A 24255-nucleotide genomic window follows, 5' to 3' on the forward strand; every position below is an offset into this window, starting at 1 on the left:
GCCCGGAGAGCCTTGCTGCGCGGGCGCGAAGCGTTCATCGAAGCCTATAAGGAAAGAATGAAGGAAAACATCGGCGGAACACATACAAATGAGTTGATCGATTTCGGTGTCGATAGTGATACCGCCTATCAGGTCGGATCCTTTGCATTTGCTGACTCTGATCCGCCGGAAAAAGGGAAGTTTGTGAACGTCCTGAAACGCCAGACGGATGGCACCTGGAAAGTCAGCATTTCCATTTCCAACAGTGACCTTCCTTAGCGGTCCTGAGTGGAGAGCGAGCAGACATGGAACCGCGGTGTCAGGCGATTGACTGGCCCTGAGCCCCGCGGGCGATATCACGCAACACCTTCAGCTCCAGCTCGTCTTCCTCATGCACCCGTGCCAGGATTTCTTTACTGCTCACAACGGCAATTGCTTTTCCATTCTGAGTTACGACAAGGTTTCGGATCTTGTGTTTGGCCATCAGATTAAGACCGGTCGACAACTTCGAGCCCAGCGCGCAGGTGACGGGTTTTTCCGTCATCCAGTCACCCACAGTCTGCTTGTAAAAAGCCGAGCCGGAATCCGCCAGGCACAGCAGCACGTCATGATCCGTGATAATCCCGACCAGCTTCCCATCGCTGAGAACCGCCAACGCATTCACGTCCAGCAACGCAATGGTGACGGCCGCATCGAACACCGTTGTGTCAGTGTCGCAAAATGGCGGCTTTTTCAGGTTCTGCGTTTTGACAATGCTTGAGATCGTCATGTCTTCCTCGTGGTTGAGCGCCCGACCCCTGTGTTGATCAGGGCGCATGAAAAACACTAATTCAGGAGCGGCATCATCGCCGTTGCAAGGCTCAGGACCAGAAAAAAACCCGCCATGTCAGTGATCGTTGTCAGCAAAGGGCCACTGGCGACCGCCGGGTCCTGACCGATGCGCTTTAACAACAATGGCAGAACGCCACCGATCGATACCGCGATGATCGTGTTCAGGCCCAGCGCGCCGCCAATCACCAAACCCAGAAACGGGTTTCCTTTCCACATCCAGGCAACGAGTCCGATCAGCAGGCCAAGGACACAGCCGTTGATGATGCCGACCGAGACCTCTTTTAACCAGACCCGCATAGCATCAATGGGCCGAACCAGACCAAGCGAAAGCTCGCGCATGCTGACAGCAACGGCCTGATTGCCGGAACAACCGCTCATATCCGAGACCATCGGCAGGAACACAGCCAGTGCGATCACGGCAGAAAGGGTCTGTTCATAGGCGGAAATCACACTGGCCGCGATCACGTTGAGCACGATGTTAGCCGACAACCATTGAAGCCGTCGCCGCGCCCTGAGCGGCAAAGGCATCGATCGCAGTTCGTCGCCAAAGACACCCTGACGTTTCAGGCTTGCCGATTCCGCGCGCTTCAGCAGCGCCTCATCCACGGCAGAGCGGGAAACGACACCCACAAGATTCCCGTCCGTTTCGACAACCGGCAACCCAAGAAAAGGGTGCTCATCGAAAAGGTCCTCCAGTTCTTCCAGTGGCATGCCGGCCGGAACCGTGATAGGGGGCACCATGATATCGGTGAGTTTGATGCTTCGCCGTGTGGACAGCAGGCTGCGTAAGGACAGCACCCCGACAGGCACGCCATCGGAATTCAAAACGTAGGGGTGCTGGCCACGGTAACGTTCCAGATCGTATTCTTCATGAGCGAAACGCCGCAGAACCTTTCCGACTGTATCACCATCGGAAAAGGTAAAGGCTTCGGCCACCATCAGACCACCGGCGACATCGTCGTCATATTCAACCAGCCGCCGGACATCCGCCGCATCTTCCGGGTCCATCCGGGCAAGGATCGCTTCTGCATCGGCGTCTTCCAGTTCACCGATCACATCCGCCTGAATGTCGGAATCCAGCTCAAGGATGATCTCGGCGGCCTGATCGGATACCAAGCGTTCGACAAGATCGACCGCCAGCGCGTTTGGCGCTTCTTCGACCAGTTCGGCCGCACGTTCCGGTGGCAGCAACGAGAGCGCGGCGCTTCGCTGGTCAACGGGCAGGTTGAGCAATTCCCGCAGTGCATCGCTTAACGAAAGCGGATCAAGCAGGTCTGCCAGCGCCGCCCCGTCGCGATTTTCCAACGCCAGCTGAAGCTGCGTCCCTGTTTCCTTTGGTAAGGAGTCCGTATCGCTCATCCGCCGACCTGTGGGGGTATAGATTCTTAACTTACGCCGATATAGCAGAAATTATTTGCCTATAGACAAAAAAATTTTTGATTTGTAAGAAAGTGCATGCAGGAAAATGACTGGATATCCGCCGCAGCCGAACGTCTGGCCGTCTTGTACGATCAGGAGTTTGGCGGCAAGGCCAGCGGACGGTATCGCATTCCGGACAAGCTGGTGCGTCGGATCGCCGGGCGCAGGCGTTTGTATGAAGCAGATATCCGCGCCCTGTCGATCGCACTTTTTGAACTTGGGTATGTGTTAATCGATATGGATAGTTTTTACGTTGTGATGAGCGCGAATTCGTTTGTGAATTACCGGCGCGCCAATGATGACTGCGTGGCTTAGTCGCCATGGCTAAACAAACAGGATACCCCGAAGTCATAGGATGGCGCGAGCGGATCAGCCTGCCCGAGTTCGGGATCGAGCATATTCCAGCAAAGATAGACACAGGCGCCAGAACCGCGGCCCTGCATGCCGTGGACCAGACCGTGTTCGAGGTTGATGGCGAACGATGGGTCGAGTTCATGATCCCGGTCCATAATCGCCGTTCATCGGGTCGGGTGCGCACGCGGGTTGTAGACGAGCGGGAAATCAAGAACACTGGTGGCATTCCGGAACGCCGGTTGATTGTCAGAACGCAACTTCTGCTTGGACGGCATCGCTGGCTGATCGACGTTTCGCTGGCCAATCGTGCGAAGATGGAGTTTGATCTGATCCTTGGCCGTACCGCCATTCGAAGGCGCGGGATCCTTGTCGATCCCGGCCACTCATATCTTCTGGATGCACGAAAAGACCCGAAAAAGATGAAGAGCAAGACAAGATCCAAGGACGCAGAGGGACGACGCTAATGAAATTTGTCATGCTTGCCCGGAACCCAAACCTGTATTCCCACCAGCGTCTGAAAGAGGCTGCAGAACAACGCGGGCACCAGCTGGATATTGTGAACACGCTGCGCTGTTACATGAATATCGCGTCGCGCCGACCCGAGGTTTATTACGATGGTAAGAAGTTAGGGCGCTATGACGCTGTGATCCCGCGGATCGGCGCTTCGGTCACATTCTATGGGCTGGCCGTTTTGCGGCAGTTCGAGATCATGGGTGTCTTTCCGCTCAACGAGTCGGTTGCGATTGGTAGATCCCGTGACAAGTTGCGATCCATGCAGCTGATGGCGCGTGACGGGATCGGATTGCCGGTCACCACCTTCGCGCATGACCCGAAACAGACCGACGAAGTTCTCAAACTGGCGGGGGACGCTCCGCTGGTGGTCAAGCTGCTGGAGGGCACGCAGGGCATCGGCGTGGTGCTTGCGGATTCAAACCGGTCGGCAAAATCCGTGGTCGAGGCGTTTCGCGGCGCCAAGGTCAACATCATGGTACAGGAGTTCATCAAGGAAGCAGGCGGCACGGATATTCGTGCGCTTGTGGTTGGTGGAAAAGTGATCGCGGCGATGCAACGAAAAGGGGCCGAGGGCGAGTTCAGATCAAATCTGCACCGCGGTGGCAGCGCCAAGCCTATCAAAATCTCACCCGAGGAACGCTCGACAGCCGTGCGTGCGGCCAAGGCCATGGGTCTTAATGTGTGCGGTGTCGATATGCTGCGCGCCAATCACGGTGCGGTGGTGATGGAAGTGAACTCCTCACCCGGGCTTGAAGGGGTTGAAAAGGCCACCGGCATTGATGTCGCCGGCAAAATCATCGAGTTTCTCGAAAAGAATGCCGCCAAAGGCAACACAAAGACACGAGGCCGTGGGTAGAGGCAATGCGCGGTCCCTTTGAAATCGGAGGTTTTCGCGTACCGCCCGGTACACGAACCACTCTGGATTTGCCGGTTAGCGTGCTGTCGGATCATACACCGGTGAGCATGTCAGTACACGTGGTTCACGGCCGCCGCCCCGGACCGGTCCTGTTCGTCAGTGCCGCCGTTCACGGTGATGAGGTGATCGGCGTGGAAATCGCGCGGCGACTGCTTCGGGCGCCACAGCTTGACAAGCTTGCGGGTACCTTGCTGGTCATACCGATCGTGAATGCCTTTGGTTTCATGACACATTCCCGATACCTTCCCGACAGGCGCGACCTGAACCGTTCCTTCCCCGGTAGTGAGGGGGGATCGCTGGCCGGTCGGCTGGCGCATCTTTTCATGACCGAGATCGTCGAGCGGTCGGACCTGGGGATCGATCTTCATTCTGCCGCGATTCATCGCACCAATCTGCCGCAGATCCGCGTCTCTCCGGCTTCGGATGTCACCCTTAGATACGCGGATGCCTTCGGTGCGCCCGTGGTGATGATCTCAAAGCTGCGCGACGGATCGCTGCGCAAGGCCGCGCAAGAGCGTGGTGTGGATATCCTGCTGTTCGAGGGCGGTGAGGGTCTGCGTTTCGAAGAACTGTCTGCACGGGCGGGGGTTGCTGGCATCCTTCGGGTGATGAACGCAAAGGGCATGGTTGCCAAGCGTGGCATCGCCGCTGTGCGCGAAAAGCCTGTCCATGTCCGGTCAAGCTCATGGATGCGCGCGCCCGCCGGTGGCCTGTTGCGAACTTTCAAAGCGACCGGAGAATACGTGGCTTCTGGTGACCTGCTTGGACGCATTTCCGACCCGTTCGGAGAACTCAGGACCGATATCATCTGCGAAACCACGGGTATCATCGTGGGGCGCACTAATCTGCCTGTCGTTCATGAAGGTGACGCGTTGTTTCATATTGCGGAAACGACCGGCTCGGATGTCGAAATGCGGGTCGATACAATCGCCAGCCAGCTTGAAGGCGATCCGATGTTCGATGAAGACGAGATCATTTAGACGCCAGAGCCAAAAGAAACGCGGGGCAGTTGCCTGCCCCGCGCCAGCCTACAGGATCGCACGCAATCTATTGCTCGCCAGCGCCTCCCAAGCGGCGAGCGAGATCAGCGCAGATCCCGTGAGCCAAGCATTTGCCACTGCCACACCGTGACCGGTAAAATGCAGCACCTCGGGCGCGGCGATCAGCAATGCCCCGACCGCCAATACCGGAGCCACCCGTGCGAGAAGGTGGCCCCGGCCGCTAGTACCTGACATGACCAACACACCAATACCGATCGTCATGAAGGCGAGCGACTCACGGTCAGACGAACTGTGAGCTAGGGTTTTCTGGCTGAACAGTACAAATGGGGACAGCACTAACCAGATACCCATCCCGGCAAGCATCCACCTGTAGGGTGGAGTGAGATTTCTCATGTTCACGGCAACCCTGGCTTATTCGTCACCCTTGGGATCAGGAAGCAACTCGGCCTCGACCGCGGCAACCATTTCTTCGTCATTGAGGAAACCATCGGCATCCGTGTCAATTTCGGCAAAGCTCTCACTGGTAATATCGGGATACTTTGTCTGTAGCTCGGTCAGCGAAGCCAGACCATCACCGTCCGTGTCCAGTCCCACCGGCAAGGCAACGGCCGGAAGGGCAAGGAATGACGCGAGCAGAGCAACAACAGAAACTCGACTCATTTTGTTCTCCATCAGGGAATGGGCGGTTTACCCATTGAGGGGTTGGTGCAGCGCTTGGGTGTCGGAGGCTTATCTACGGCAGACAGATTGCACCTGTTCCGCAGATCGGGTTGTCCACTATACGATGAAAACTGTTGATTGGCGGTCCGATCCGGTGGGGGCACTTTCGCGCTACGCGGCATGTATCGCACATTCGCATAGCGTTGAATAACGAATTTATCTCGCCCATAATATCGAAGATTCAAATAGGTGAACGATGGACATTGAACTCGCCCGAACCTTCCTTGCGGTCGTTGAAACCGGCACTTTTCTTGACGCGGCGGAGAAGGTCCATGTTACGCAATCGACCGTCAGTATGCGGATCCGAACGCTCGAACAACAGCTTGGACAGCCCGTTTTTGAACGTAGCAAGTCCGGTGCGACCCTGACCATTGCCGGGCGGCATTTCCTCAAACATGCGCAGGTTCTGGTGCGAACGTGGACACAGGCCAAGCTGGATGCCGGTCTGCCGGCTTCGATGGCGGCTGCTTTGGAAATCGGCGCAACACCAAGCCTTTGGGACGGCTATCTGATCAACGCCCTGCCCGAGTTGATGGCGGCACTACCTGACGTCGCCATCCGGGCGACAGCGGCCCCGTCGGAAACACTCACGCGCGAGATCGAGGAAGGCAGCCTGGATCTTGCCATCATGTACCGGCCGCGAAACGCACCGGGCTTGACCGCGCTCCAGCTTTTCGAGGACGAGTTTGTCCTTGTCAGCAGCGGCCCGGAAGCCCTGACCGCTGATCTGGGCAACGCTTATGTACTGATAGACTGGGGCCCGGAGTTTCGCGCCGATCATATGTTGAACTTTCCGGAACTTGATGCGCCGCGCCTTCAGCTGGGCATTGGCACCCTCGGCCTGCAATATCTTCGGTCGGTTCCCTCGGCCGGATATTTCCCAAGGCGCGTTGTCGAACCGGAGCTTTGCAACGGATGGCTCAAGTTGATCGAAATGGCACCCAGATTCGCTTATGCCGCCTATGTCGTGTTCGATGAAAGTGAGGAAGAAGGATATCCGGGTCAGGCCGCGCGGCAGCTTTGCCAGACATCAAGTGCACGCGGCCAGACACCGAAGCTTTGACGACACGTATTCACGCCGTTGCCGCGACCAAGCTTTATGCTGCGTCAAACGCAGCCAGCCTCCGCGCATGGTAAGTTTTGAACACCCCCAGAAGGTGAAGGGAACAAAAAGGGCCGCCCCAGCGGGACGGCCCTTCGAAAGTTCAGGAGGTCGGGTCGGTTAGATCAATCGACCAGCCGGAGCGAGCGCTCCGCCAAGGGCTGCCCTAACGGGCGATCCCCCCGGTTGTTCCGACACCTCTCTCCAATCTCTTTCTTGACACTGGATCACCTCCTTTTCTATCTGTTGCGGTTGAAAAGAAGCGTGCCACAAGTTGTGCCATTCTCAAAGCGTTTTTTTACACAGGCTGCACAGTCAGCCGCGCAACGATCACCTTGAACGGGATCAGGGCGATCAGCGCCAGCGAAAGCTTCACCATCCAGTCCGCAAAAGCCAGCGTCACCCAAAGCGGTGCCATCGGGCCGGACAGCATGAACGGAACAGGTTCCCACGCCCAGTTGATTGCGGCGTCAGCATTGGCGCCGAAGAAGGTGACCGAAGCCGAAAAGGCGAGGGTGAAGAAGATCGCGGTATCCAGTGCCGACCCCACCAGCGTCGACACCAGCGGTGCACGCCACCAGCGACCACCGCGCAGGGAATTGAACACGGTGACATCCGTTAGTTGCGCGATCAGGAAGGCGGTTCCCGATGCAACGGCGATGCGCAGCGGTACAGCAGCATAGGTGAACCCGTCACCCTGCAACATGATCTGGCTGCCGATCAGCGAGCAGATAACACCGGTGACAAAGCCGGCAAACACGACCTTACGGGCCGGACCCACGCCATAGACGCGGTTCATGATGTCTGTAACCAGAAAGGCCAGCGGATAGGTGAAAGCACCCCATGTCAGCAGCCCGTCAAGGATCAGGAACTGGACCAGAATGTTCGAGGCCACAACAATGGTGGCCATGGCAATAATGCCGGGAATGAAGTTACGTTGCATGTTTTGATGCCCGTTTTGACAAGGTAGCGGCGACTTGGCCAAGGGACCGTCCCAAGGCAAGCCGTGCCTTTAGACCTTTGCCTGCGCCCTGTCAATCGGGCAGCAGGTATTCCACAAGTTCGGTCCGCTGCAACGCCAGAAAGTTGTCATCCGAGATCATTGTGGCGCGCAACCGGCCCTGCCCGTCGCGCCAGACCGACAATCCTTCGAGGTTGTCATGCGCGCCCGTTCCGGTTTCGAACAGGGTTTCCTCGGCGCCTGGTTTCTCGTTCACCACGTCCCATCGCCGCAGTCGTGATCGGAAACCGACCAAGGATACCTTGCGTTCCAAAACGTAAAACCGCCCATCGGGACCGAAATCCGCGGCAACGGGTTTAAAACCGCCGCGTTGAGGCAGAACAAACGGGGTCGACCATGTGTCGCCATTCCAACGGTAAACCGGAATGTCCCCTTTAGCGGTGCGGTTCTTTTCCGGCAAAGTATAAAGTCGGCCGCGTCCATCAATGGCCAGAGCTTCAAACGAACCATTATCGGCAAGGTCCCGAAACGCATTCGGGCGAGGTAACACACGCGCGCTTGAGCCCGGTGCAGGGTAATAGGCGACACGATGCACCCCTTCGAATGAGATGAAAATGCCACCATCCGGCGTCACCGCGATGCCTTCGGAATCGCCGACACCGCCTTTCATGATATGCCCATTGCTGGACAGCACCGGCCATTGACCAAGAACGTGAATATCCGCGATCCGGCCTTCGCGCCGCTCAATCCGCGCGGTCACGATCCGCGCCCGGTCGCTAAGCGCAATCATCTGGCCTCCGTCGTCCGAGATATGAAGCGCTGAAAATCCGCCAAACCAACTTGCTGGATGCCGCCAAACGAAACTGTCCAGGTGGGCCGCAGATTTCACATCCAGCGCAGCAGCCACCGGGGCAAGGATCAGCGCAACACTCAGTTGGATTGCAAAACGGCGGAGCATTGTTGCGGTAAGTCGGCCAGAACGTATTCCCGGCGTTTCTTCGGCGGCGGTGCATTCGGATCGGGTGGCGGCGGGTTCAGAATGTTGTGCACCCATTGCCGGGCCTCGGCGCAGCCATCGCCCTTGGGGGGGGCGTCCTGATTCACGCAACCCTTTGACCCTCTGGGGCAGTTCAGGCGCACGTGGAAATGATAGTGATGCCCCCACCAGGGCCTTATCTTGCGCAGATAGTCGCGGTTCCCCTTTTCATCGTCGCACATCTGAACCTTGGCCCCGGGAAACACGAAAATCCGGGCCACACGCTTGTCTTTTGCCGCTTCACGCAACAGTGCATGATGCTGCTTGGTCCAGTTGCCGTTGACGTAAGCGCCATTGGAACGACGAAGAGAGATGGACGAGATGTTTTCGCGCGATTTGCGGCTCAGGCGCATGTTTTCGCCCGGCAGCATCCAGATATCGATGTCCAGCCCCAGCTGATGGCTGCGATGGCCCGAGGTCATCGGCCCGCCGCGTGGCTGGCTGATATCCCCTATATAGAGACCGTTCCATCCCGGTTGACTGGCTGCAAATCTGCTGAGGTCCTGCACGTAATCGATCGTCTGCGGATGCCCCCAGTTGCGATTGCGCGACAGGCGCATCGCCTGCCAAGTAGGCCCCGTTTCAGGCAGTTGAACTGCCCCCGCAGCACATCCGCGCGAATAACTGCCGAAAGCGGCCGGTTTTTGCTGTGAACCTTGTTTCTGCGCCCCGAACAACTGCTTTGCCAGCGGTTCTGCCGTCGCAGTGCCTGCAAAAGCAAGCGCCGCCAAAATTACCAAAAAACGTTTTAAAATCATCTGCTCTGATCCCCTTCCGGTCTCACCCAGCGCATCAGGAATAGACCCAGAATAAACAACAGAACGATGGGTGACACCCCCAGACGAGCGCTACCGGTCACCGTGGTTGCGATCCCGATCAGAAGTGGCGCAGCAAAGGCGGTGGCACGACCCGACAGACCATAAAGGCCAAAGCTTTCGACGGGGGTTGCCGGGTCCGTATGCCGGACCATCATCGACCGGCTACAGGATTGCAGAATGCCGCCCATGCCTCCGATCAGGATACCGCAACCAAAGAAAACCATATCCGGCAAGCCCGACCCTTCGGACATGGCGATACCGAATATCTGGGACCGGTCCATTGAAACGATGGTGATGCAGACAAGGATCAACACCCAGATCGCAACGATGATCACGGGCTTGGGACCATATTTCTTGTCCAGCTTGCCGCCCACCCAGGAAAATGCCGCTGCAGCCAGAACGCTGACGATGCCGAAAACACCGATCTTGATCAGGTCCCATTCCAACACTAGCCGGGCATAGACGCCGCCAAAACTGTAAAGCCCGTTCAGCGCATCCCGATAGAACATGGATGAGCCCAGGTAACTGGCCAAACTGGTGCGATGGCGCAGGTTAGACACTGATTTTGCCAACAGCCGCAGCGCCTCGGCAACGCTGCCCTTTTTGTTTGTCGTTTCGTCGTCATGGACCCAAAGGAAGTAGGGCACCATGAACAGAATGAACCACCCCGCAGTAAACGGCCCAACAAAGCGCGTACCCTGCTGTTGCGACGCATCCAGCCCAAACAAGGGGTCCATCCCGATCAGCGTTTTGCCGTTGGCCTGCTCCACAAACAGTGCAAGCATGATCGCCAGCGAGATCAGGCCGCCGAAATAGCCGAAGGCAAAGCCCGAGCCGGAGATTTCGCCCACTTCGCTGTCATCACCCAGATCGGGCAGTTGGGAATTGATGAAGATCAGGGCGTATTCCGCGCCGATGAAACCCAGACCAAAGGCAGACAGCATCAACCACATGTTCGAGCCATCGGGCATCGTGTACCAAAGCGCGCCGGAACCTACTGCGTACATCACGGAAAAGGCGAATATCCAGGGGATTCGCCGACCCGACACATCGGCCATCGCCCCCATCAGCGGTGCACCGAAGGCAATAATCAAACCAACTATGGTCATGCAGTTGGCCCAAACCACCTGCGCCTGTGCATCTGCAGACCCCGCGTCCAGGCCGGATGCCAGATAATATTCCGCAGCGACGCCCGCGAAGTAAGGGCCGAACACGAACGTGACCAAAAGAGTGTGATAGGGCTGACTGGCCCAATCGAAGAACCACCAGCCCCAGATACGCCTGCGCTTGGATATTTCTGCCATTTCTGCCCCTGTTTTCTTGTTGCGGTCATAAGACGGGGCTTTGGGGCAATTCGCAAGCGCAGAGTTCAGCCTACTTGCTCTTTGCTGAAAGGGTGCTTAGGTCTCGTCCAACAAGAAAACGGAGATCCCATGCTGTCGCTGATCCAAATCCTGCTGCTGATCCTGGACATTGTCTGGTTCATCATTCTGGCCCATGTGATCATGAGCTGGCTGATCAACTTTCAGGTTCTCAACCTGCACCAACAACTGGTTGCACAAATCTGGTACGGATTAAATCGGATATTAGAGCCTATTTACGGGCCGATCCGCCGCGTTCTACCCAATATGGGTGGGTTGGATTTGACCCCGCTGGTGGTGCTGATCGGCGTTTATGCCTTGCGGATCATCCTTATCAACAACGCGCCCTATTTCTACTGACCTCTTGTTCACTGAATCTTAGTATGTGATTGTCCTGTTTTAAGAGCAGATAAACCTTAAAACAGGGCACCCCCGCATATGTTCGACGCCGCACCCTTGCTGCGAGATGTCTTTGGATTCGACGCCTTCCGCCCCGGGCAGGAAGAGATTGTCGACGCCGTGACGGCAGGTGAAAACGTGCTGGCGATCATGCCCACAGGTGGCGGGAAGTCTCTTTGCTTTCAACTCCCTGCACTGCTCCGCGATGGCGTGACGGTCGTTATATCTCCGCTCATTGCCCTGATGCGTGATCAGGTGCGGGGGCTGCAAGAGGCCGGGGTCGAGGCCGGTGCGCTGACATCCGGCAACACGCCCGAGGAAACCGAGGCCGTCTGGGACGCGCTGGAGGACGGGCGGCTAAAGCTGCTTTACATGGCACCCGAACGTCTGGCTGCCGGGTCGGCGCTTGGGATGCTCCGTCGGATCAACGTCAGCCTGATCGCCGTGGACGAAGCCCATTGTGTCAGTCAATGGGGGCATGACTTTCGCCCTGATTACCTGCGGATCGGAGAGTTGCGGCGCGCCCTGAAGGTTCCGCTGGCCGCGTTTACCGCCACGGCGGACGCCGAAACGCAGGATGAGATTGTCGAAAAACTGTTCGATGGCATTGAGCCACGCAAATTTCTGCGCGGATTTGACCGGCCTAACATTCATCTGGCTTTCGCCGCAAAGGACGGACCGCGCAAGCAGATCCTTGATTTCGCAGATGCGCGCAAAGGCCAGTCCGGTATCGTTTACTGCGGCACCAGAAATAAAACCGAGGTGATTGCTCAGGCCCTGCGCGCCGAGGGGCACTCGGCTTGCCACTATCACGGCGGGATGGACCCCGAAGATCGCCGCATTGTCGAAACCCGTTTCGCGCGCGAGGACGGGTTGATCGTGGTCGCAACCGTGGCTTTTGGCATGGGCATCGACAAACCCGATATCCGTTGGGTCGCCCATGCGGACCTGCCGAAATCAATCGAAGCCTATTATCAGGAAATCGGACGCGCCGGACGCGATGGCGGCCCGGCCGAAACGCTGACCCTGTTTGGCCCCGATGACATTCGCCTGCGGCGATCACAGATTGACGAGGGTTTGGCGCCGCCCGAGCGGCGCATGGCCGATCATGCGCGCCTGAACGCCTTGCTGGGTCTGGCCGAGGCATTGGAATGCCGCCGCCAGACATTGTTGGGTTACTTTGGCGAGGCCACAGGACCCTGCGGCAAATGCGATCTGTGCGACAGCCCGCCCGAAGTTTTCGACGGCACAACTCCGGTACGCATGGCCCTGTCCGCGATCCTGCGGACCGAGGAATGGTTCGGGACAGGCCATTTGATCGACATCCTTCTGGGAAACGAGACCGACAAAACCCGCGCCCGCCGCCACGAGGATTTGTCCACTTTTGGCATCGGAAAGGATTGGACGCGCCCGCAATGGCAGGCCATTTTCCGCCAGATGATGGGCCACGACCTGGTGCGCCCCGACCCCGAACGTCACGGCGCATTGCGCATGACCGAGGCGGCCAAACCAATTTTGAAAGGCGAGGCACAAATAAACCTGCGCAAGGATACGCTGCGCAATGCGGTACGTCGGCCTGCGGTCAAGGCTTTGGTATCCGAAGAAGACGCCCCGCTGCTGTCGGCGCTCAAGGCCAAACGCCGTGCCCTGTCCGAAGCTGCACGTGTTCCAGCCTATGTCATCTTTCCGGACCGCACGCTTATCGAGATGGCGGAAAAGCGCCCTGTAACGCTGGACGATATGGCCCGGATCGGCGGTGTTGGGGCCAAAAAGCTGGAACGCTATGGCGACACGTTCCTTGAAGTGATCGCAGGGGCGGTAAAAAGCGTTCATCCGGCGCGGCGAAAGCTGGCTGGCCGCAATCAGGGTGAGATTTACGACCGCTTGATGGAAGTTCAGTCCTTGCTGTCGCGCGGACCGGACGGGATCGACAAGCCCCTGACCTGCTCAGCCTCGCAATTGGCAAAGGTCGCGCAACTGCGCCCAGACGATCCCCGTGGGATTGCGCAGGTGCTGGGTGATCGGCGTCACGAAAGGTTTGGCGCTGCTTTTCTGGACGTGCTGCGTGAGGCGGGCTAGATACCCCCAAAGCAGGCAAGAAAGAGGGCGGATATGCTGATCGTGATTTCCCCGGCCAAACGGCTGGACTGGGCCGAGCGGAGTGTAGGGGTAACGCAGCCCGACTTTCAGGATGATGCGATCCGGCTGTCCAAAACCGCCCGCAACCTGACACTGGGTGATCTGAAAAAGCTGATGGACCTGAGCGACGATCTGGCACGCCTGAACCGCGAACGGTATCGCGCTTTTTCGGATGCACCTAACGCCAAGGCCACACGCCCGGCCGCGCTTGCTTTTGCTGGCGACACATATCAAGGGCTTGAAGCTGCTTCGCTGGACGAAGACGAGCTGTCATGGGCGCAAGACCACTTGCGCATCCTTTCCGGCCTTTATGGTGTGTTGCGGCCACTCGACGCAATCCAGCCCTACCGGCTTGAGATGGGCAGCAAACTGAAAACCCGAAGAGGGAAGAACCTTTATGAATACTGGCGCGATCAGCTGAGTAAGGCACTGAATGCACAAGGTGCCGAGATTAACAGCAACATTCTGGTGAATTGTGCCAGTCAGGAGTATTTCGGTGCGGTGGATATGAACGCCCTGAACCTGCGCGTCATCACACCGGTCTTCATGGAAGATAAGGGCGGAACACCCAAAATCGTGAGCTTTTTTGCCAAAAAGGCACGCGGCGCCATGGCGCGGTATATCATCCAGCACCGCCTGACCGATCCTAAGGGACTGCTGGACTTCGACAGTGGCGGCTATGAATACCGCCCTGATCTGTCGGAAGTGGATAAGCCCGTTTTCGTCAGACCATATTCGGCCTGAAACCCAGGTCACTTGAACTTGCATCCCGATGGCAAACGCCTGAAGTGTCAGCCTGACGAGGTCGGATCCGGGATTTCGTCCCGCTCACGCCGGATTTTGACGCTGGGTATGGTGTCTGTGACCGCGCAGACGCAATCGGGTTGGTGTTGCAGGATCATCTGGTGAATGCGGTTCTTGTGTAGCGGTTTGGTCAGGTAGTGATCCAAGCCCGCTGACAGAATTCCCTGATCATCCCCGGCCATGGCATGAGCCGTCAGGGCAACGATGGGGACGTGGCGACCGGTTGCAACCTCGAGCCTGCGAATTTCCGCTGTTGCCTGTTTGCCGTCCATCTTCGGCATTGAAATATCCATGAAGATCAGATCTGGCTCGAACGCCTGATAGATTTCAACCGCTTCAATCCCATTCGAGGCAAAGCGAAGATCGATATTCAGATCCTTGACCATCTTCTTCAGGATCAATTGGTTGGTGCGGTTGTCCTCGGCGGCAATGACCCTCATACGTCTGGGGAACGCAGATTCAGAACCTCGCCTTTTAGAGACTGTTTTTTCCGCATCCAAAGGACACCTTTCCAAAGATGGGCTATCGAGCGCCATCAGCCTGCCATACAACTCGGACCGCGGGATGGGTTTCTGCAAGACACCGTCGATCAGGTCACGGGCAGGATGCGCGTGAATCAATCCGGGGTTTGCGGACATCACAACCACCGGAATATCACCCCACCCGCGATCCCTGAGTGAAACCGCAAGGTCCAGCCCATCCATGTCCGGCAGATCGTGGTCGCAAAGAACCAGATCAATCTGATCATTCATCTGTGACAGTGCGTCGGTCCCCGACGTGCAAACCGTCACTTCGGCCCCCAGTCGTCCAAGCTGCTTGGCAAGAATGGCCCGGTTCACGGCAAGATCTTCGACCAGCAGGACATGTTTCAAACAATCCGCCAAGTTCGGAGGTTCGGGTTGCAGGCCTTCTACCGTGGGCAGTGTCACGCGAAAACCGAAACAGGATCCCTGGTCCGGCTCGCTTTCGACCCAGACTGTGCCGCCCATCAAGGTGATCAGCCGCTTGGTGATGGCAAGACCAAGCCCGGTGCCTTCAAACTGGCGGTTACGCTCGTCTTCGACCTGATTGAACTCGCCAAATATGTGGTCGATTTTCTTGGCGTCGATGCCAATTCCAGTATCTTCAATGGCAATATGGATGTCGCAGATCTGCGCATCCGGGTTGGGCACCCCGGTCACCCGGACCAGCACATACCCTTCAGAAGTGAACTTGACGGCGTTGCCGACCAGATTGGTCAGAACCTGCCGTATCCGACCAGGATCGCCCACAAAAAGGGTTGGCAAGAACAAGTCGTAATCAACCAGCAATGTCAGCCCCTTATCGCGCACGCTGGGCTGTAGCAGCATCGCAACCTCAAGAATGCAGCGTTCAAGATCAAACTGTTCGGGGTGCAGAGCCAGCTTGTCCGCCTCAATCTTGGAATAATCCAGAACGTCGTTGATGATGACCAGCAGCGCCTCACCCGAATTGCGGATCGTGTTGACGTATAGCCGTTGCTCTTCGTCCAACGGTGTCTCGTCCAGTAACTCGGACATGCCAACGATGCCGTTCATCGGTGTACGGATTTCATGGCTCATGTTGGCCAGAAAGGCCGACTTGGCCCGGTTTGCTGCTTCGGCCCTCTCGCGCGCCGCCTTAAGCTCGATTTCATGCCGGACCGACGCTGTGATGTTGAGAGCAAGGCTCACCATATCACCACCACTGCCGCGCTGGTCGATCAGACGGATATAGTGACCGTTCCAAAGCTGCATAACGATTGGTGGCGGGTTGGCGCGGCTCCAGCGGGCCAGCATTCTGGCCTGCCAGTCTTCCGCGGATTCATCCCCGATATCGACAATACCTTCTGACGTCAGCAAATGCAGAATACGGGGGTATGATATCCCCGGCACGACTTCGTCCAGACCTTCAAAAACGCTCAGATACGCGGTGTTTGCACCGATCAGCCGGTTGTCACCGTCAAAATAGGCAAATCCGTCCTGTATTGTCTGAATCGAGTGCCACAAGCGGCGTTCGGCAACCTCGATCTTGGCGTTGGCCACGCAGAGGTCGGATTTGACCTTTTCGTTTTCATCCCGAACGGTTTCAACCTCAGCCTGCGTTTCGCCAATTCGTTTGGTCAATGCCATGGCATGTTGACCCAGTTTGCGATTGGCTGCCGAAAGCTCGGCCTGCTTCAGGGCCAGCATCCGTTCAGCTGCCAAGCGCGCGCGCCGTTCCTGTGCCAATTTATGTGCAAGACTCATTTGATTGATTCCAGAACGTTCTGCACCCAGCATCCCGACAGAGGATGAAAAACTGTTTAAGCCGTTGCACAACAGGCGCACGCCATGCAACGCTGTGCCCAAAGAGGAGGGCACCATGCGCCGCTTTGTTTTTATTTCAATAGCTTACGTCATTTCGCTTTTGGTCCTGCCCAGCGCCACCCAGGCGCAAGATGCAGTGCCTGAATTCCGTTACATCACGACGCGGGACGCAGATTTTTATGGCTCGGATCTGGACGCCCTTTTCGATACCGATCTGAAGTCCTGCATTCAGGCTTGTTCCGCCAATACACTTTGCACCGCGTTCACCTACAACACCCGATCCAATGCCTGCTTTCCAAAAAGCGGTGTAAACCGGCAAGAGGCCTATCAGGGGGCTGTATCCGCACAGAAGGTGTCTACCCCAGATCAGACCCAAACATTGGCCAAAACGCGTGCAAACGCGTTAAGCGCACTTGGCGCCGCCGACCTGAAGCAGGCCGCAGATCAGGCACGCGTTCTGGGCTTTGTTCATATGGCGCAAGGCAACGACCTGCAGGACGTTCTGGACGCGGCGCGCAGCGCGAGCAGCCCGCGGCAGGCGATGAATTGGACTGGTGTGGCCGTATCGCTCAGTGACGCGCCCGATCTATGGGTGGAATACGCGCGCCTGTTGTTGCAGACAAACTCTCCGGACTGGAGTGAAAGGCGCGACCTGCGCAACCGTGCGCTGAATGCCGCAACCAATGGCTATCTGCGCGCGGACGCTCCCGGCACGCAGATTGCCGCCCTGATGACATTGGCCCGCGCCCTGGAGGAGGTCGAGCGTGGGCGCGATATGATCCCGGTGCTGCGGCTGGCCGAGCAAATCCAACCGCGCGAGGATGTACTGGCCGCACTGAATGATGCCATCGGGAAATACGGGTTTCGCGTGGTCGACAGTTCTGTCGAAAGCGACGCCGCCGCGCCGCTGATCTGCGTCGAGTTTTCGGAACCGTTGGTCAAGGCGGGGGTCGACTATGATCCGTTTGTCCAGCGCAACGATGACGGGTTGGTGGTACAGGCTGAGGGCAGGCAGCTGTGCGTTGGCGGTGTCGCCCATGGTCAGCGCTATCGCCTGACGCTACGCGAAGGCCTACCCTCCGCCTCGGGCGAGGCGCTGAACCGCAATGTTGAGCTTGCCCATTACGTGCGCGACCGGGCGCCTTCGGTCCGGTTTCCCGGGCGCAGCTACGTTCTGCCGAAATCCGCTGATGCTGCGTTGCCCGTTGAAACGGTCAACGTCACCGAGCTGAACCTGATCCTGCGGAGGGTCAGCGACCGGAACCTGTTGCGCGCGGTGCAGCAGGATTTCTTCGGTCGTCCGCTTAGTGAATGGCAGGAAGCAGAATTTTCCGATGAAATTGCCGAGGATATCTGGACTGGCATCGCCGAAGTGGCCAACGAACTGAACCAGACCATGACGGCGCGCCTGCCCATGGCCGAGGCGATCGCGGATCAGCCCGCCGGTATTTATGCTCTGACCGCCCGTGTTCCGGGGGCTGATCCCTATGACGACCCGGGCGCAACGCAATGGTTTGTTCTGTCCGATCTTGGGATCAGCAGCGTGCTTGGCACCGACGGGTTGCACGTCACGGTGCGCGGGCTGAGCGACGCGGCACCCCGTGAAGGTGTCGAGGTTTCACTGGTCACAAGCGCAAATGCGGTCATCGCCGAAGCGCGAACGGATGAATCGGGTTATGTCCGGTTCGATCCCGGCCTGACACGGGGCAAGGGGGCAAGTGCGCCCGCGCTGGTGATGGCATCGACCGGGGACAGTGACTTCAGCTTTCTATCCCTGACCGATCCTGCCTTTGACCTGTCAGATCGTGGTGTTGAAGGACGTGCACCTGCGGGGCCGGTTGATGTTTTTCTAGCCACGGATCGCGGCGCTTATCGAGCCGGAGAGGTGATCCACCTCACCGCCTTGTCGCGCGATGGTGAGGCGCAGGCTATCGAGGGCCTGCCCCTGATTGCGATCCTGTATCGCCCTGACGGCGTGGAATACCGCCGAACCGTCTCGGATGGCGGCGTCGCCGGGGGGCATATCTTTGCCCTGCCTGTTGCGGAGGATGCACCGCGCGGTGCTTGGCGGATCGAGATCAGGTCTGATCCCAAAAGCGATGCGTTGGCGCGGCAAACAGTGCTGGTAGAAGACTTCCTGCCGGAACGTATAGATTTTGAGCTGACCCTGCCGGACGCGCCCCTGCGTCCCGGCGACAGCCCTCCGCTTTCGATCGACGCGCGCTATCTGTTTGGTGCGCCGGGGTCGGACCTGAGCATCGACGGTCAGGTTATCGCACGCCCGGCGGACACAGTGCCGGGCTACGACGGGTATCGCTTTGGCCGCTATGACGCCGAGACATCGATCAAAAGCACCTATTTTGGTGACACGCGTACAGATGCAAACGGCAAAGCATCTATTGCCGTTGAAATCCCTGTGTTAGAGACGGAAGGGAAGCCAATTGAAGCCGAGGTTATTGCGCGACTGGCTGACGGCTCAGGCCGCCCTGTTGAACGTCACCTGAGCGTTCCTGTCCTGCCGCCGCAACCTGTCATCGGTGTCAAACCCCTGTTCGAGGACGTACTCCCTGAAGGTACCGAGGCCGCGTTTCAGATCATCGGCCTTGCACCCGACCTGAGCCCCAGCCCGATGCGCCTGCGCTGGACGCTGAACAAGATCGAAACGCGGTATCAATGGTATCAGCTTTACGGAAACTGGAATTGGGAACCGACAACCAGACGCACTCGCGTTGCCACCGGAGAGATTGACGTCGCCACTATTCCTTTGACGTTGTCCCAACCCGTGGACTGGGGCCGTTATGAACTGGTGGTCCAACGTATTGATGGCACCTTTACGGAAACCGCTGTCGATTTCCACGCAGGCTGGTATCAGGCCGCAGATGCTTCGACCACGCCTGACCGGCTTGAGATGTCGCTGGATCGCGACAGCTATCGCGCCGGGGAAACCGCACAGCTGCGCATCGTTCCGCGCATGGCAGGTATCGCCCAAGTCGAAGTGCTGTCGAACCGACTGATCCATCGCCAGATGGTTGCCGTAAAGGAGGGCGAGAGTGTTATCCCGATAGAGGTGACAGAAGATTGGGGTGCAGGTGCCTATGTCACTGCCACGGTGATCCGACCAATGGATGTTGCGGCCGGTCAGAACCCGGCACGCGCCATGGGCGTCGCCTATGCTGCCATTGATCCTGCGGATCGCACGCTGTCGGTTGCCATTGAGGTGCCCGAGGTTACCTCGCCCCGTCAAACACAGAAGGCCCTTGTTAGGGTCGAAAATGTTACAAGCGATGATCCAGTCTGGCTGACCCTTGCTGCTGTGGATGTGGGCATCCTCAACCTGACGGGGTTCGAAAGCCCAAACCCGCAAGAGTACTATTTCGGGCAACGTCGGCTGGGTGTGGACCTGCGTGATGTTTACGGGCGGCTGATCGACGGCATGAACGGAGCGATGGGTACGGTTCGCTCTGGCGGCGACAATGACAACGGTATGCGCCGCCAATCCCCGCCACCGACGCAAGATCTGATGGCGGTGTTCAGCGGCCCGGTTCAGGTCGGTGCGGATGGCGCGGTTGAGGTCGACATCCCCCTGCCCGCCTTCAATGGTACAGTCCGCCTGATGGCCATCGCGTGGTCCCAAAAAGCCGTCGGTCAGGCCGAGGCTGACATGATCGTCCGCGACCCGGTGGTGGTTACAGCCAGCCTGCCGCGGTTTCTGGCCCCCGGCGATCAAAGTCGGATGCGGCTTGAGATTGTCCATGCGGATGGCGCATCCGGAGACATGGCGCTTGGCCTGACCACCACCGGTGGGCTGGAACTGGGCCCGGTACCGGCACGCTTTCAGCTGGAGGACGGTGGCAAAGCGGTGTTCGACATCCCTGTTACAGCCCATGTCATTGGCGATCCAGAGATCAGCGTTTCCATCACCACACCAGACGGGCGCGATCTGTCGCAAACCCTGCGGATGCCGGTGCGGGCCAACGATCCCGTAATTGCCCGGACGCGGCGCTTTGCGCTGGGTGCGGGGGACAGCTTTCTGTTTTCGCAGGATGTTTTTGATGGGTTTCAACCTGGCTCGGCCAAGGCCATTCTGTCAGCCGGAGCGTTGGCCAAATTTGACACGCCCGGTCTGCTGGATCAGCTGAACCATTACCCCTATGGCTGCACCGAACAGATCACCAGCAAGGCACTGCCGCTGCTTTACCTGTCATCCGTCGCGCAGGCCTCGGGGCTGGGGAATGGCCCGGAGGTGGATCAGCGCATCACGGATTCGATCCAAAGCATTCTGACTCGTCAGGCTGCAAACGGTGCCTTTGGCCTGTGGCGCGCAGGCAGCGGTGATTTCTGGCTGGACGCCTATGTGACCGATTTCCTGTCGCGCGCTCGTGCGCAGGGGAACCCGGTGCCGAATCGGGCTTTTGCGCAGGCCATGGATAACCTGCGCAATCGGGTCAATTATGCGCCGGATTTCGACGAAGGTGGCCAGGATATCGCTTATGCCCTGATGGTTCTGGCGCGGGAAGGCGCGGCGGCGATGGGCGATCTGCGCTATTATGCGGATGTCAAAGGGGATGCTTTCGACACGCCGTTGGCCGCCGCACAACTGGGCGCTGCGCTGGCGTCGTACGGGGACCAGACCCGCGCAGACGCGATGTTCACCCGTGCGGCGCGGATGCTGCACCAGGTGCCGAACGATCAGGAAAACCACTGGCGCGCGGATTACGGCACCCGCCTGCGGGATGCGGCGGGCCTGCTGACCCTGGCCGTAGATGCAGGCAGCGAGGCGATTGACCGCAACGCATTGATCCAACGGGTAAGCACGGGCCGCACACCCCTGTCCACACAAGAGGCCGCGTGGTCCCTGTTGGCGGCGTACGCGTTGGTGTCAGACCCTTCAGGGTCCGGCTTGACGGTCAATGGCGTATCAGTTTCCAACCCCTTTGTTCAGGTTCTGCAATCCGGGCAGGCGGAAGAGGTCAACATCACTGCGACCGACGGTCAAGCCACCGATATCACCCTGACGGTGACGGGAATCCCCGAAGATCCGCCTGAGGCAGGTGGCACCGGCTATGCTATCGAACGGCAGTATTATTCGATGGACGGTGATCTGATTGACGCAAGCCGCTTTGCCGTGGGGGATCGGTTTGTCACGGTTCTGACGGTCACGCCGTTTGAAAACGGTGGGGCGCGTCTGATGGTAGACGATCCTCTTGCCGCCGGGATCGAGATCGACAACCCGAACCTGCTGCGATCGGGCGATGTACGGTCGCTGGACTGGTTGGATCTGTCTGATGCCACGCATACCGAGTTCCGCTCGGACAGGTTCCTGGCTGCGGTTGACCTGTCTGGACGCCAGACCGTGACGCTGGCTTATGTCGCCCGTGCCGTCACACCGGGCGTGTTCCACCATCCGGCGGCCTCGGTCGAGGATATGTACCGCCCCCAGAACCGTGCGCGAACGGCGACGGGACGGGTCGAGGTGCAGTGACCGGCCATCTTTCATATCCCTGTTTGGGCGGCTCTCATGCCTAGGGTGCCGCGCCTGTTATTTGCGCTGGCCGGTGCCCTCTATCTGGCGGCGTTGGCGCGGGATGGCGTTGACCGCTGGGTCGACGCCACAGTGCTGCCGCCTGTTCTGACTGAAACTTCGGTCGAGATACGGGATCGTAACGGTGACCTCCTGCGCGTGTTTCCGGTTGCAGATGGCATCTGGAGGCTGCAGCCCGGCGCGGTCGATCCCAATTTCACCGCTATGCTGATCCGGTACGAAGATAAACGTTTCTGGACCCACGCGGGCGTGGACCCTGTCGCGTTACTGCGCGCAGCCGGGCAAAGCCTTTGGAGCGGGCGCGCTGTTTCAGGCGGGTCAACCCTGACCATGCAGGTCGCGCGGCTGATCGAAGATGGATCGACCGGGCGTTGGAGTGGCAAATTTCGCCAGATTAGGGTCGCATTGGCGCTGGAACGGCAGCGGAGCAAGACACAGATCCTGAACCTCTACCTGACCCATGCCCCCTATGGCGGCAATCTGGAAGGTATCCGTGCCGGTGCCCGCGCCTGGTTCGGCAAAGAAGCAACCCGTTTGACCGCCGCACAGGCGGCCCTGCTGGTCGCTTTGCCGCAATCCCCGGAGGCACGACGCCCGGATCGCAGACCCGAGGCAGCCCAAATTGCCCGAGACCGGATTTTGCGCAGGTTGGAGCGCCACGGCGTATTGACCAAGCCTGAAATGCACGCTGCCCTGACGGAAACCATTCCTGATCGAATGATCCCGTTTCCGCGCCTTGCACCCCATCTGACCGACCGCGTGAAAGGCCAAACCCGTGCAACCGGTGTATTTGATCTGACCCTGGATGCAGGGGTGCAAGCCCGGTTGGAAACTTTGGTCGCTCGGGCCGCGGCGCGCGTAGGGCCGCGCGTGTCCGGGGCCCTGATCGTGGCAGATCATCGCGACGGCAAGGTTTTGGCCTCGGTCGGGTCAGCCGGGTATCGGGATGCGCGACAAGGGTTCGTGGATATGACGCAAGCCGTGCGGTCGCCCGGATCGACGCTGAAACCTCTGGTTTACGGGCTGGCATTCGATCAGGGGCTGGCCCATCCGGAAACCCTGATCAGCGACAGCCCGGTGATGTTCGGGCGTTACGCCCCGCGTAACTTTGATGGCGTTTTCCGGGGCGATGTAAGGGTTCGGGACGCGCTGCAATTGTCGCTGAATATCCCTGTCGTGCGCCTGACGCACGAGCTGAGCCCTGCGCGCGTGATGGCGGCACTGCGGACAGCAGGATCAGAACCGCGCCTGAGCAGTGGTACACCCGGATTGGCAATATCCTTGGGTGGCGTCGGGCTGAGCCTGCATGATCTTGTACAGATCTACGTGACGCTGGCCGCTGGTGGGCAAGGCCCGATTCTGCGCCATGACGCCTTGGCTGATGCACGGCTCACCTCTCGTGTTTTGTCCGAAACCTCAGCATGGCAGATTGCGGATATTCTATCCGGGATCACACCACCCACGGGCAGCACTTCAGGGGCGCTGGCCTTCAAAACGGGAACCTCTTATGGGCACCGCGATGCCTGGGCCATTGGCTTTGACGGGCAGCATGTCATCGGGGTCTGGCTGGGACGCGCGGATGGCACACCTGTTCCCGGCGCATTCGGAGGGGACGTTGCCGCGCCGCTTCTGACCGAGGCTTTCGGCCTGTTGAAACCCGAACTCACGCCCCTGCGCCCACCGCCGCCATCAACACTGTTGGTTGGCGCGGCGCAATTGCCACAACCGTTGCAACGTTTCCGGCCCCGCGCGGCGGCTTTCGAAACGGACCAAACCGCACCTGATCTGTTGTTTCCGCCAGAAAACGCTGTGTTAGAGACTTTCGGGAGCCCTCTGACGGTGAAACTACGCGGTGGTGTCGGGCCGTTTTCCGTTCTGACCAACGGCGTGCCTGTCTTGACCGGGCAACGGCAGCGAGAATTCGAAATTCCCAATCCCGGACCCGGATTTACCTCACTTGTGGTGGTGGATGCACAGGGTCAATCCGACCGGGCCTCGTTCCGGATCGACCAGAGCGCGCCCGGTTCCCGTTAAAGAACAGCAATGGGCCAGCG

General features: G+C 58.7%; 20 protein-coding genes. 11 read left to right on the forward strand and 9 right to left on the reverse strand.

Going from position 1 to position 24255, the window contains the following annotated elements; all coding sequences use genetic code 11:
• Nucleotides 1-12: 12 nt before the first annotated feature.
• Complete coding sequence (locus ACR0AP_RS09625; RefSeq protein WP_480506558.1) at nucleotides 13-258, forward strand: YybH family protein; 246 nt, start codon at nucleotides 13-15, stop codon at nucleotides 256-258.
• A gap of 40 nt (nucleotides 259-298) precedes the next feature.
• On the opposite strand, the gene ACR0AP_RS09630 is transcribed toward ACR0AP_RS09625, so the two are convergent.
• Entirely contained in the window at nucleotides 299-748 is a 450-nt protein-coding gene (locus ACR0AP_RS09630; RefSeq protein ID WP_480487867.1) for a CBS domain-containing protein, read from the reverse strand.
• A 56-nt stretch (nucleotides 749-804) separates the two neighbouring features.
• A complete protein-coding gene (mgtE, locus tag ACR0AP_RS09635) occupies nucleotides 805-2169 on the reverse strand; it encodes a magnesium transporter (RefSeq protein ID WP_480506559.1) in 1365 nt (454 codons plus the stop codon).
• 96 nt (nucleotides 2170-2265) lie between these two features.
• Here mgtE and ACR0AP_RS09640 point away from each other — a divergent pair, with 96 nt between their 5' ends.
• Genes ACR0AP_RS09640 through ACR0AP_RS09655 form a run of 4 tightly spaced genes read left to right on the forward strand, consistent with a single transcriptional unit; the run spans nucleotide 2266 to nucleotide 4992 of the window.
• Nucleotides 2266-2544, forward strand: coding sequence for a hypothetical protein (locus ACR0AP_RS09640; protein WP_480482704.1), 279 nt, complete (start codon nucleotides 2266-2268; stop codon nucleotides 2542-2544).
• Nucleotides 2545-2549: 5 nt separating this feature from the next.
• Nucleotides 2550-3047 (forward strand): ATP-dependent zinc protease family protein, encoded by a 498-nt coding sequence (locus tag ACR0AP_RS09645; RefSeq protein ID WP_480506560.1) that lies wholly within the window; start codon nucleotides 2550-2552, stop codon nucleotides 3045-3047.
• A complete protein-coding gene (gene rimK / locus ACR0AP_RS09650; protein WP_480482701.1) occupies nucleotides 3047-3952 on the forward strand; it encodes a 30S ribosomal protein S6--L-glutamate ligase in 906 nt (301 codons plus the stop codon). The genes ACR0AP_RS09645 and rimK overlap by 1 nt, the downstream gene beginning before the upstream one ends.
• A gap of 5 nt (nucleotides 3953-3957) precedes the next feature.
• Nucleotides 3958-4992: a succinylglutamate desuccinylase/aspartoacylase family protein gene (locus ACR0AP_RS09655; RefSeq protein WP_480506561.1), complete on the forward strand. Its 1035-nt coding sequence runs from the start codon at nucleotides 3958-3960 to the stop codon at nucleotides 4990-4992.
• A gap of 48 nt (nucleotides 4993-5040) precedes the next feature.
• Here ACR0AP_RS09655 and ACR0AP_RS09660 read toward each other — a convergent pair whose 3' ends face one another.
• Together ACR0AP_RS09660 and ACR0AP_RS09665 are read right to left on the reverse strand one after the other, a co-directional pair.
• A complete protein-coding gene (locus tag ACR0AP_RS09660) occupies nucleotides 5041-5247 on the reverse strand; it encodes a hypothetical protein (protein WP_480506562.1) in 207 nt (68 codons plus the stop codon).
• Nucleotides 5248-5424: 177 nt separating this feature from the next.
• Nucleotides 5425-5673, reverse strand: a complete 249-nt coding sequence (locus ACR0AP_RS09665) for an EF-hand domain-containing protein (protein WP_209505179.1) — start codon at nucleotides 5671-5673, stop codon at nucleotides 5425-5427.
• A 256-nt stretch (nucleotides 5674-5929) separates the two neighbouring features.
• Here ACR0AP_RS09665 and ACR0AP_RS09670 point away from each other — a divergent pair, with 256 nt between their 5' ends.
• The gene (locus ACR0AP_RS09670) at nucleotides 5930-6796 is read left to right on the forward strand and encodes a LysR family transcriptional regulator (protein ID WP_480506563.1); all 867 of its coding nucleotides are present in this window, start codon (nucleotides 5930-5932) and stop codon (nucleotides 6794-6796) included.
• A gap of 337 nt (nucleotides 6797-7133) precedes the next feature.
• Here the strand turns inward: ACR0AP_RS09670 and ACR0AP_RS09675 are convergent, their stop codons facing one another.
• The 4 genes from ACR0AP_RS09675 to ACR0AP_RS09690 all read right to left on the reverse strand — a co-directional run bounded on the left by ACR0AP_RS09675 (nucleotide 7134) and on the right by ACR0AP_RS09690 (nucleotide 10954).
• Nucleotides 7134-7778, reverse strand: a complete 645-nt coding sequence (locus ACR0AP_RS09675; RefSeq protein ID WP_480482691.1) for a queuosine precursor transporter — start codon at nucleotides 7776-7778, stop codon at nucleotides 7134-7136.
• Nucleotides 7779-7869: 91 nt separating this feature from the next.
• A complete protein-coding gene (locus ACR0AP_RS09680) occupies nucleotides 7870-8754 on the reverse strand; it encodes an esterase-like activity of phytase family protein (RefSeq protein WP_480506564.1) in 885 nt (294 codons plus the stop codon).
• Nucleotides 8727-9590, reverse strand: coding sequence for a penicillin-insensitive murein endopeptidase (gene mepA, locus ACR0AP_RS09685; protein ID WP_480506565.1), 864 nt, complete (start codon nucleotides 9588-9590; stop codon nucleotides 8727-8729). Before mepA ends, ACR0AP_RS09680 begins: the two co-directional genes overlap by 28 nt.
• Nucleotides 9587-10954 carry an MFS transporter gene (locus ACR0AP_RS09690; RefSeq protein WP_209598483.1) on the reverse strand — a complete coding sequence of 456 codons (1368 nt, stop codon included), beginning with the start codon at nucleotides 10952-10954 and terminating at the stop codon, nucleotides 9587-9589. Before ACR0AP_RS09690 ends, mepA begins: the two co-directional genes overlap by 4 nt.
• Before the next feature lie 129 nt (nucleotides 10955-11083).
• On the opposite strand from ACR0AP_RS09690, the gene ACR0AP_RS09695 reads away from it, so the two are divergent.
• From ACR0AP_RS09695 to yaaA, 3 genes are all read left to right on the forward strand, one after another.
• Complete coding sequence (locus ACR0AP_RS09695) at nucleotides 11084-11371, forward strand: YggT family protein (protein ID WP_170382138.1); 288 nt, start codon at nucleotides 11084-11086, stop codon at nucleotides 11369-11371.
• A 78-nt stretch (nucleotides 11372-11449) separates the two neighbouring features.
• A complete protein-coding gene (gene recQ, locus ACR0AP_RS09700) occupies nucleotides 11450-13489 on the forward strand; it encodes a DNA helicase RecQ (RefSeq protein WP_480506566.1) in 2040 nt (679 codons plus the stop codon).
• 33 nt (nucleotides 13490-13522) lie between these two features.
• Complete coding sequence (yaaA, locus tag ACR0AP_RS09705) at nucleotides 13523-14293, forward strand: peroxide stress protein YaaA (RefSeq protein WP_480506567.1); 771 nt, start codon at nucleotides 13523-13525, stop codon at nucleotides 14291-14293.
• A 47-nt stretch (nucleotides 14294-14340) separates the two neighbouring features.
• Here yaaA and ACR0AP_RS09710 read toward each other — a convergent pair whose 3' ends face one another.
• Nucleotides 14341-16599 carry a response regulator gene (locus ACR0AP_RS09710; protein WP_480506568.1) on the reverse strand — a complete coding sequence of 753 codons (2259 nt, stop codon included), beginning with the start codon at nucleotides 16597-16599 and terminating at the stop codon, nucleotides 14341-14343.
• A gap of 115 nt (nucleotides 16600-16714) precedes the next feature.
• On the opposite strand from ACR0AP_RS09710, the gene ACR0AP_RS09715 reads away from it, so the two are divergent.
• Nucleotides 16715-22141: an alpha-2-macroglobulin family protein gene (locus ACR0AP_RS09715; protein ID WP_480506570.1), complete on the forward strand. Its 5427-nt coding sequence runs from the start codon at nucleotides 16715-16717 to the stop codon at nucleotides 22139-22141.
• Nucleotides 22142-22177: 36 nt separating this feature from the next.
• Nucleotides 22178-24235 carry a penicillin-binding protein 1C gene (pbpC, locus tag ACR0AP_RS09720; protein ID WP_480506571.1) on the forward strand — a complete coding sequence of 686 codons (2058 nt, stop codon included), beginning with the start codon at nucleotides 22178-22180 and terminating at the stop codon, nucleotides 24233-24235.
• Nucleotides 24236-24255 lie beyond the last annotated feature (20 nt).

The organism is Ruegeria sp. AF7 (genome assembly GCF_056541885.1).

Bases quoted from the DNA above. Each gene is read 5' to 3' on its own strand.
- rimK (WP_480482701.1), top strand. From the start codon at position 3,047: ATGAAATTTGTCATGCTTGCCCGGAACCCAAACCTGTATTCCCACCAG.
- ACR0AP_RS09630 (WP_480487867.1), bottom strand. From the start codon at position 748: ATGACGATCTCAAGCATTGTCAAAACGCAGAACCTGAAAAAGCCGCCA.
- ACR0AP_RS09645 (WP_480506560.1), top strand. From the start codon at position 2,550: ATGGCTAAACAAACAGGATACCCCGAAGTCATAGGATGGCGCGAGCGG.
- ACR0AP_RS09665 (WP_209505179.1), bottom strand. From the start codon at position 5,673: ATGAGTCGAGTTTCTGTTGTTGCTCTGCTCGCGTCATTCCTTGCCCTT.
- ACR0AP_RS09710 (WP_480506568.1), bottom strand. From the start codon at position 16,599: ATGAGTCTTGCACATAAATTGGCACAGGAACGGCGCGCGCGCTTGGCA.
- recQ (WP_480506566.1), top strand. From the start codon at position 11,450: ATGTTCGACGCCGCACCCTTGCTGCGAGATGTCTTTGGATTCGACGCC.
- ACR0AP_RS09675 (WP_480482691.1), bottom strand. From the start codon at position 7,778: ATGCAACGTAACTTCATTCCCGGCATTATTGCCATGGCCACCATTGTT.
- ACR0AP_RS09680 (WP_480506564.1), bottom strand. From the start codon at position 8,754: ATGCTCCGCCGTTTTGCAATCCAACTGAGTGTTGCGCTGATCCTTGCC.
- mgtE (WP_480506559.1), bottom strand. From the start codon at position 2,169: ATGAGCGATACGGACTCCTTACCAAAGGAAACAGGGACGCAGCTTCAG.
- ACR0AP_RS09660 (WP_480506562.1), bottom strand. From the start codon at position 5,247: ATGTCAGGTACTAGCGGCCGGGGCCACCTTCTCGCACGGGTGGCTCCG.
- mepA (WP_480506565.1), bottom strand. From the start codon at position 9,590: ATGATTTTAAAACGTTTTTTGGTAATTTTGGCGGCGCTTGCTTTTGCA.
- ACR0AP_RS09690 (WP_209598483.1), bottom strand. From the start codon at position 10,954: ATGGCAGAAATATCCAAGCGCAGGCGTATCTGGGGCTGGTGGTTCTTC.
- ACR0AP_RS09640 (WP_480482704.1), top strand. From the start codon at position 2,266: ATGCAGGAAAATGACTGGATATCCGCCGCAGCCGAACGTCTGGCCGTC.
- ACR0AP_RS09695 (WP_170382138.1), top strand. From the start codon at position 11,084: ATGCTGTCGCTGATCCAAATCCTGCTGCTGATCCTGGACATTGTCTGG.
- ACR0AP_RS09715 (WP_480506570.1), top strand. From the start codon at position 16,715: ATGCGCCGCTTTGTTTTTATTTCAATAGCTTACGTCATTTCGCTTTTG.
- pbpC (WP_480506571.1), top strand. From the start codon at position 22,178: ATGCCTAGGGTGCCGCGCCTGTTATTTGCGCTGGCCGGTGCCCTCTAT.
- ACR0AP_RS09670 (WP_480506563.1), top strand. From the start codon at position 5,930: ATGGACATTGAACTCGCCCGAACCTTCCTTGCGGTCGTTGAAACCGGC.
- ACR0AP_RS09655 (WP_480506561.1), top strand. From the start codon at position 3,958: ATGCGCGGTCCCTTTGAAATCGGAGGTTTTCGCGTACCGCCCGGTACA.
- yaaA (WP_480506567.1), top strand. From the start codon at position 13,523: ATGCTGATCGTGATTTCCCCGGCCAAACGGCTGGACTGGGCCGAGCGG.